The sequence below is a fragment of the Actinomadura sp. WAC 06369 genome (assembly GCF_003947565.1).
Classification (GTDB): Bacteria; Actinomycetota; Actinomycetes; order Streptosporangiales; family Streptosporangiaceae; genus Spirillospora; species Spirillospora rifamycini.
Genome location: NZ_QHJN01000041.1, coordinates 43,757 through 52,367, shown reverse-complemented (window position 1 = coordinate 52,367; position 8,611 = coordinate 43,757). Strand labels below are relative to the sequence as shown.

The following is an 8,611-nucleotide window of genomic DNA, read 5'->3' as shown; positions in this document are numbered from 1 at the left end:
GGACGAGCAGCAGCGCGGCGAGTGCGGGAGACGGGGGTTGCCGGGGGACGATGTCGAGGTTAACGTGCCACCAATTAGGAAACCTTCCTAATAGATCGCGATCGCTTCGGGGTTCGGGGGAACGTCCGTCAGCTCCCTATCCGCGCCTTGGAGTGTCTCTTGCGCACGCGTTCGTTCGTCGGCGCCCTCGCCGCGCTGCTGCTCGTCCTGCTGGTTCCGCCGCCCGCGCTGGCCGCCGCCGCCGCGCCGGCCGCGACGTTCGAGAAGACCGCCGACTGGGGATCGGGCTGGCAGGCCCGGTTCACCCTGACGAACGGGTCCGCCACCGCGATCGACGGGTGGCGGGTCGAGTTCGACCTGCCCGCCGGGACGAGCGTCGGCTCGTTCTGGGACGCGTCGCTGACCAGGGACGGGAACCACCACACGTTCACCGACCGGGGCTGGAACGCGGCGATCCCGCCGGGCGGGACGGTGGCGTTCGGGTTCCTCGGGAGCGGGCCGGGCGCCCCCGAGAACTGCACGGTCAACGGGAGCCCGTGCACGGGCGGGCCCGGCGGCGGACTCGGGGCGCCGGGGTCGCCGCAGGTCACCGGGCGCACCGACACCTCGCTGACGCTGTCGTGGACGGCGAGCGCCGGGGCGCCCGACGGGTACCGGGTGTACGCGGGGACGGACGTGCGGGCGAGCGTGACCGGGACGTCCGCGACGGTCGGCGGGCTCGAGCCCTGCAGCACGCACACGTTCACCGTCAAGGCGTTCGGCGCCGCGGGCGAGTCGGCCGGGAGCGAGGTCACCGGGACGACGGCGGGGTGCGCGACCGGGCCGCTGCCGAAGCACTTCCTGACCGGCTACTGGCACAACTTCGAGAACCCCGCGCGGGAGCTGAAGCTGTCGGAGACGCCGGACGAGTACGACCTCGTGGCGGTGGCGTTCGGTGAGGCCACGGCGCGGGCCGGCGAGGTGGTCTTCGGGGTCGACCCGGGGCTGGCGCAGGCCGTCGGGGGGTACACGGACGCGCAGTTCAAGGCGGACGTCGCGGCGCTGCGGGCACGGGGGACGAAGGTGATCCTGTCGGTCGGCGGCGAGAAGGGCACGGTGCGGGTCGACAGCGCGGCCGCGGCGGCGCTGTTCGCGGACTCGGTGTACGGCGTGATGACCGAGTACGGGTTCGACGGCGTCGACATCGACCTGGAGAACGGGCTGAACGCGACGTACATGGCGCAGGCGCTGCGGGCGCTGCGCGCGAAGGCGGGCGCCGGCCTCATCATCACGATGGCGCCGCAGACGATCGACATGCAGTCGACGGGCCGGTCGTACTTCCAGCTCGCGCTCGCCATCAAGGACATCCTGACCGTCGTCCACATGCAGTACTACAACTCGGGCTCGATGCTGGGCTGCGACCAGGGCGTGTACGCGCAGGGGTCGGTGGACTTCATGACGGCGCTGGCCTGCATCCAGTTGGAGAACGGGCTGCGCGCGGACCAGGTCGCGCTCGGGCTGCCCGCCGGGCCGGGCGCGGCGGGCGGCGGGGTGGTCGCGCCGTCGGCGGTGACGGACGCGCTCGACTGCCTCGCCCGGGGCGCGAACTGCGGCTCGTTCCGGCCCGCGCGGACGTACCCGGACATCCGGGGCGCGATGACCTGGTCGATCAACTGGGACGTCACCAACGGCGGCGGGTTCGCCCGGACGGTCGGCGCCCACCTCGACACGCTGCCGTAGGGGGACGTCGTGCGGAGCATTCTCTTCGCGGCCGTACTGGTCGCGGGCCTGCTGGTCGCGGCGCCGCCGGCGCGCGCCGCGAACGTCCTGGCGAACGGCGGGTTCGAGCAGGGGCTGGCCGGCTGGACGTGCTCGGGCGACGCGGCGGCCGCCGGTGCGGCGCGGACGGGCGCGGCCGGGCTGGCGGGCGGCGTGACGGCGGGCGACAACGGGCGGTGCGCGCAGAAGGTGCGGGTGCTGCCGGAAACGGCGTACACGCTGTCGGCGTGGGTGCGCGGCGACTACGTGCATCTGGGCGTTGCCGGCGGCCCGTACACGTGGACGCCCTCCGCGGCCGAGTACACGAAGCTGTCGGTCTCGTTCACGACCGGGCCCGGGCAGACGGAGGCCGAGGTCTACCTGCACGGCTGGTACGGGGCCGGGGCCTACCGCGCGGACGACGTCGAGCTGGACGGTCCGGGCGGCCCGCTCCCGGGCGTCCCGGCCGCGCCGGGCGCGCCGCGGGTCGGCGCCGTCACCGGCGGCTCGATCGCGCTGGCCTGGGACGCCGTCGACGGCGCCGCCGGCTACCGCGTGTACGAGGGGGCGGACGTGCGGGCGAGCGCGACCGGGACGTCCGCGACGCTCACCGGCCTGGACGCCTGCAGCACCCACACGTACGCGGTGGTCGCGTACAACGACGCGGGCGAGTCGGCGCGGTCGGCGACCGCGACCGGGACGACGGAGGGATGCGCGGACGTGGGCCTGCCGAAGCACGCGCTCATCGGGTACCTGCACGCGAGCTTCGCGAACGGGTCCGGCTACGTGCGGATGGCGGACGTCCCGGACGCGTGGGACGTCGTGAACCTCGCGTTCGGGGAGCCGACGACGCCGACGTCCGGCGACATCCGGTTCGAGCGGTGCCCGGCGGGCGAGTGCCCGAACGTGGAGAGCGAGGAGGAGTTCACCGCGGCGGTCCGGGCGAAGCAGGCGCGGGGGACGAAGGTGCTGCTGTCGATCGGCGGCCAGAACGGGCAGGTGCAGCTCACGACGGCGGCCGCGCGGGACGCGTTCGTCCGGTCGGTGTCGGCGATCATCGACCGGTACGGGCTGGACGGCCTCGACATCGACTTCGAGGGGCACTCGCTCTACCTCGACCGGGGCGACGCCGACTTCCGGAACCCGACGACGCCGGTGGTCGTCAACCTCGTCTCCGCGCTGGAGGAGCTGACGGCGAGGTACGGCGACGGCTTCGTCCTGACGATGGCGCCGGAGACGTTCTTCGTCCAGGTCGGGCACCAGTTCTACGGCGGGACGAGTTCCGGCGACAACCGGACGGGCGCGTACCTGCCGGTGATCCACGCGCTGCGCGACGAGCTGACGGTCCTGCACGTCCAGGACTACAACTCGGGGCCCGTGATGGGGCTCGACGGTCAGTACCACTCCATGGGCGGCGCCGACTTCCACATCGCGATGACCGACATGCTCAAGGCCGGCTTCCCCGTCGCGAACACCGGACGCACGTTCCCGGGGCTGCGGCCCGAGCAGATCGCGTTCGGGGTGCCCGCCGCCGTCAGCGCGGGGAACGGGCACACCCCGCCCGCGCAGGTGCAGCAGGCGCTGACCTGCCTGGTCAAGGGGCAGCAGTGCGGTTCGTACGAGCTGCGCGGCGGGCCGTCCCCGGCGCTGCGCGGCCTCATGACGTGGTCCATCAACTGGGACCGCTACTACGGCTGGGAGTTCATGAACGCCCACGAGCCCTTCCTGAACTCGCTCCCGTAGGCCGTCCACCGATCCCGGAAGGAGATCCATGCGATCCCCCCGCTCGAAGGCCGCGCTCGCGGCCGTCACCCTGCCGGCCGCGTCGGTCGCGGTCGTGCTCGCGTCGGCGGCGCCGGCGAGCGCGCACGGCACGATGTCGGACCCGCCGAGCCGCGTGTACGTCTGCAAGAACGAGGGGCCGGAGACCCCCGACTCGGACGCCTGCAAGGCGGCGGTCGCGGCGAGCGGCACGCAGGCGTTCTACGACTGGAACGAGGTGTCGCTGCTCACCGTGGACGGACGGCACCGCGAGATGATCCCGGACGGGCAGCTGTGCAGTGCCGGGCGCGCGAAGTACCGGGGCCTCGACCTGCAGCGCGCCGACTGGCCCGCGACGCGCGTGGCGCCCGGCCCGTTCGAGGTCACCTACCACGCGACCGCGCCGCACCGGGGCAGCCGCTTCGAGTTCTACATCACCCGGGACGGCTGGGACCCGACGCAGCCGCTGCGCTGGTCCGACCTGGTGCACCTGCGGACGTTCGACGACGTCGACCCGACCACCTACACGAAGTGGACGCTGGACCTGCCGCAGCGGACGGGCCGGCACCTCGTCTACTCGATCTGGCAGCGGATGGAGTACAGCGACGAGGCGTTCTACACCTGCTCCGACGTGGACTTCGGCGGGTCCACCACCCCGACCGACCCGCCCACCGATCCCCCGACCGACCCGCCGACCGACCCGCCGACCGACCCGCCGTCCGGCACGTGGGCCGCCGGGACGTCCTACGCCACGGGCGACACCGTCGTCTACGGGGGCACGGCGTACGAGTGCCTCCAGCCGCACACCGCCATCGCCGGGTGGGAACCGGACGCGACGCCCGCGCTGTGGCGGGCCGCCTGACGCCGGGACCGACGCGATGAAGTACGCCGCGCTCGCGCTGCTCGCGGCCTGCGGCCTGCTGCTGTTCGCGCGCTGCGGGGCCGGCGGCCCGCCCGCCGGCCCCGCCGCCGCGACCCGCGGCGGCGCGGGCTTCAACTCGACCGACGTGATGTTCCTGCAGATGATGGTGCCGCACCAGGGGCAGGCGGTGAAGCTGGCGGCGCTCGCCCGCGAGCGTCCCGTCCGGCCCGAGGTGCGGACGCTCGCCGCGGCGATCGAGACGACGCAGCGCGCCGAGGCCGGCCGGATCGTGGCGCGGCTGCGCGGGTGGGAGCGGCCGCTGCGGGCGCCCGCCGACGCGCACCACGCGCACGGCGGCGTCGTCCCGGAGACGACCGACGCCGAGCTCGCGGCGCTGGAGCGGCTCCCGGCCACCCGGTTCGAACGGGCGTTCCTCAACCTGCTGATCGCCCACCAGGACGACGCCGTCCAGCTCGCCCGCATGGAGCTGCACCGCGGCCGGGACCCGTGGACGCGGGAGCTGGCCGGGAGGGTGGAGCGGTCGCGGTCGGCGCAGATCGACCGGATGCTCGTCCTGGTCGGCCACCCGGTCAGGAGCGGGTGACCGAGCCGGGGCCGAGCAGCGACTTCACGTCGCCGAACAGGGCCGCGTCCGGGGCGACCCGGAAGGGGGCGAGGTCGAACAGGACGCTCGCCGGGCCGCCGCGCCGGAGCAGCAGGTGCACCGGCGCGGCGCCCGGATGCGCGAGGAGGATCCGCTTCAGGTCGCCGACGAGCCGCGGCGTCACCCGCGCCTCCGCCACCGTGATGACGACGGGGGGTTCGGCGTCGCCGGGTCCGGTCACGTCCAGGACGGTCACCTCCTCGGCGTACACGCTGACCGTGTCGTCCCGCAGGTTGATCCTTCCCCGCACGGACACGACGCGATCCTCGGCGAGGGCGTCCCCGTACAACATGTAGCTCTTCGGGAAGACCAGGCATTCGACGGACGCGTCGTGGTCCTCCAGCGCGACGATCGCCCACGGGCTGCCCTGCTTGGTGACCTTGCGCTGGAGGCCGGAGACGATGCCGCTGAGCCGGACGCGCCCGTCCGCCCGGCCGGACGCGAGCAGTTCGGCGATCGTCCGGTCGCGGTGCCGTTCGAGGATCGGCTCGGTGCCGTCCAGCGGGTGGCTCGACACGTACAGGCCGAGCATCTCCCGCTCGTGGGCGAGGAGCGTCGCCCGGTCCCACTCGCCGTCGGGGATCGGGACGGTGAGGGCGGCGTCCCCCGCGCCGGGCCCGGCGGCCGCGCCGAACAGGGCGTCCTGGCCGTGCGCCTCGTGCCGCTTGACGTCCACGACGGCGTCGGCGGCCTGCTCGTGGACCGCGACGAGGCCCTTGCGGGGGTGGCCGAGGCCGTCGAACGCGCCCGCCTTCGCGAGCGACTCCAGCACCCGCTTGTTGCAGACCTGCGCGGGCACCTTGGCGAGGAAGTCGTCGAACGAGGTGTACGCGCCCTTCTCCGCGCGCGTCCGGACGATCGCGTCGACGACGCCCGCGCCGACGTTGCGGACGGCGCCGAGGCCGAACCGGACGTCGTCCCCGACGGCGGCGAAGTCGAGGACGCTCTCGTTGACGTCGGGCGGCAGGACGCGGATGCCGAGGCGGCGGCAGTCGGACAGGTAGACGCCCGTCTTGTCCTTGTCGTCGCCGACCGAGCTGAGCAGGGCGGCCATGTACTCGGCGGGGAAGTTCGCCTTGAGGTAGGCGGTCCAGTAGGAGACGAGCCCGTACCCGGCGGTGTGCGACTTGTTGAAGCCGTAGCCGCTGAACGGGACGAGGACGTCCCACACCGCCCTGACCGCCTCGGCGGAGTAGCCGCGTTCCCGCATGCCGGACGAGAACCGCTCCCACTCGGCGTCCAGGACTTCTTTCTTCTTCTTGCCCATGGCGCGGCGCAGCATGTCGGCGGCGCCGAGCGAGTACCCGGCGAGCTGCTGCGCGATGGCCATCACCTGCTCCTGGAAGACGACCAGGTGGTAGGTGTCGCCGAGGATCGGTTCGAGCGCCTCCTCCAGTTCCGGGTGGATCGGCTCGACCTTCTGGCGGCCCGTCTTGCGGAGCGCGTAGTTGGTGTGGGCGTCCATCTCCATCGGGCCGGGCCGGTAGAGGGCGTTGACGGCGGCGATGTCGGTGAACGTCGTCGGCCGCATCATCCGCAGCAGGACGCGCATGCCGCCGCTGTCGAGCTGGAAGACGCCGAGGGTGTCGCCGCGGGCGAGCAGCGCGTAGGTCTTCGGGTCGTCGAGGGGCGCGGTGCGGACGTCGACGTCCAGGCCCCGGTTCGCCTTCACGCCCGCGACGGCGTCGTGGATGACGGTGAGGTTGCGCAGGCCGAGGAAGTCCATCTTGAGCAGGCCCATGTCCTCGGCCTGCGTGAACGGGAAGCCGGTGACGACCGGGCCGGCGGCCTTCGGGCGGACGAGCGGCAGCACGTCGAGCAGCGGCTCGGACGACAGGATCACCCCGGCGGCGTGCACGCCGGTGCCGCGGGTGAGGCCCTCGACGCCGACGGCCGTGTCGATGACGCGCTTGACGTCCGGTTCGTCCGCGTACATCCGGCGCAGTTCGGCGGCCTCGCCGTGCCGCCGGTGGGACGCGTCGTGGATGGCGGCGAGCGGGATCTCCTTGCCGCCCTCGGCGGCCGGGAACGCCTTGGTGATGCGGTCGCCGAGCGCGTACGGGTAGCCGAGGACGCGGCAGGCGTCCTTCACCGCCGCCTTCGCCTTGATGGTGCCGAACGTGACGATCTGGCACACCCGGTCGTCGCCGTACGTGCGGGTGACGTAGTCGATCATCTCCTCGCGGCGGCGGTCGTCGAAGTCGAGGTCGACGTCCGGCATCGTGATCCGCTCGGGGTTGAGGAACCGCTCGAAGATGAGCCGGTGCTCGATCGGGTCCAGCTCGGTGATGCCGACGCAGTACGCGACCATCGAGCCGGTCGCCGAGCCGCGGCCGGGGCCGAGGCCGATGCCGTTCTCGCGGGCGTACCGGCAGATGTCGGCGACGACGAGGAAGTACCCGGGGAACCCCATGTCGGTGATGACGGACAGCTCGTAGTCGATGCGGTCGAGGACGTCCCGCGGCGGGTCGTCGCCGAAGCGGCGGCGGGCGCCCCGGAGCGTCTCGGCGCGCAGCCAGGACGCCTCGGTCTCGCCGTCGGGGACGGGGAAGCGCGGCATCAGGTCGCGGTGCGCGAACACCGCGCCGTAGTCGCCGACGCGTTCCGCGACGCGGAGCGTGTTGTCGCAGGCCCCGGGCACTTCGGCGTCCCACATCGCGCGCATCTCGGCGGCGGGCTTGATGAAGTAGCCGCTGCCGCCGAACCGGAAGCGGTTCTCGTCGGCGAGCCGCTTGCCGGTGCCGATGCACAGCAGCGCGTCGTGCGCCTCGGCCTGGTCCTCGGTGACGTAGTGGGAGTCGTTCGTGGCGAGGGGCGGCAGGTCCAGCTCGCGGCCGAGCCGGATCAGGTCCTCGCGGACGCGGCGTTCGATCGGCAGGCCGTGGTCCATCAGTTCGAGGAAGTAGTTCCCGGGGCCGAACACGTCCCGGTACCGGGCGGCGGCCTCGACCGCCTCCGCGTACTGGCCGAGCCGCAGCCGCGTCTGCACCTCGCCGGACGGGCAGCCGGTGGTGGCGACGATGCCCGCCGCGTGCTCGGCGAGCAGTTCCGCGTCCATCCGCGGATACTTCTGGACGTGCCCCTCCAGCCAGGCGCGGGACTGCAGGCGGAACAGGTTCCGCAGGCCGTCCGCGTCCACCGCCCACATCGTCATGTGCGTGTAGAGGCCGCGCCCGGATACGTCGCCGCCCGCGCCGGTCGTCTCGTCCGACTTCCGCAGGGACGGGTCGTCGCTCCAGAACACGGGCGCCCGGTGGTGCCGGGACGCGGGCGCCACGTACGCCTCGATGCCGATGACCGGCTTCACCCCGGCGCGGTTCGCGGCATGGAAGAACTCGTAGGCGCCGTGTACGTTGCCGTGGTCGCTCATCGCGACCGCGGGCATCCCCTGCCGCGCGACCTCGTCCATCAGCGGCCCGACCTTCGCGGCGCCGTCCAGCATCGAGTACTCGGTGTGCACGTGCAGATGGACGAACGAGTCCGCTGCCCTTCCCCCGCCCACTACGCCTCCCGGTTGTCGACGATTCCCCGCCGCCGACATTCGACCCGCTGGTAGAGTCGCCCGTCCAACAATCGACACGCGCGGC

5 protein-coding genes are annotated in these 8,611 nt (G+C 73.1%); 4 read left to right on the top strand and 1 reads right to left on the bottom strand.

Annotated elements, in window-relative coordinates:
- The first annotated feature begins 159 nt into the window (after positions 1–159).
- Genes DMH08_RS13995 through DMH08_RS13980 form a run of 4 tightly spaced genes read left to right on the top strand, consistent with a single transcriptional unit; the run spans position 160 to position 4,964 of the window.
- Positions 160–1,719 carry a chitinase gene (locus tag DMH08_RS13995; protein ID WP_026400764.1) on the top strand — a complete coding sequence of 520 codons (1,560 nt, stop codon included), beginning with the start codon at positions 160–162 and terminating at the stop codon, positions 1,717–1,719.
- Between the two features lie 9 nt (positions 1,720–1,728).
- Positions 1,729–3,480 carry a chitinase gene (locus DMH08_RS13990; protein ID WP_125614467.1) on the top strand — a complete coding sequence of 584 codons (1,752 nt, stop codon included), beginning with the start codon at positions 1,729–1,731 and terminating at the stop codon, positions 3,478–3,480.
- Between the two features lie 28 nt (positions 3,481–3,508).
- Complete coding sequence (locus DMH08_RS13985; protein WP_125614464.1) at positions 3,509–4,360, top strand: lytic polysaccharide monooxygenase auxiliary activity family 9 protein; 852 nt, start codon at positions 3,509–3,511, stop codon at positions 4,358–4,360.
- A gap of 16 nt (positions 4,361–4,376) precedes the next feature.
- A complete protein-coding gene (locus DMH08_RS13980) occupies positions 4,377–4,964 on the top strand; it encodes a DUF305 domain-containing protein (RefSeq protein WP_125614461.1) in 588 nt (195 codons plus the stop codon).
- Here DMH08_RS13980 and dnaE read toward each other — a convergent pair.
- Entirely contained in the window at positions 4,951–8,526 is a 3,576-nt protein-coding gene (dnaE, locus tag DMH08_RS13975; RefSeq protein ID WP_034516464.1) for a DNA polymerase III subunit alpha, read from the bottom strand. The genes DMH08_RS13980 and dnaE overlap by 14 nt on opposite strands.
- Positions 8,527–8,611: the final 85 nt, after the last annotated feature.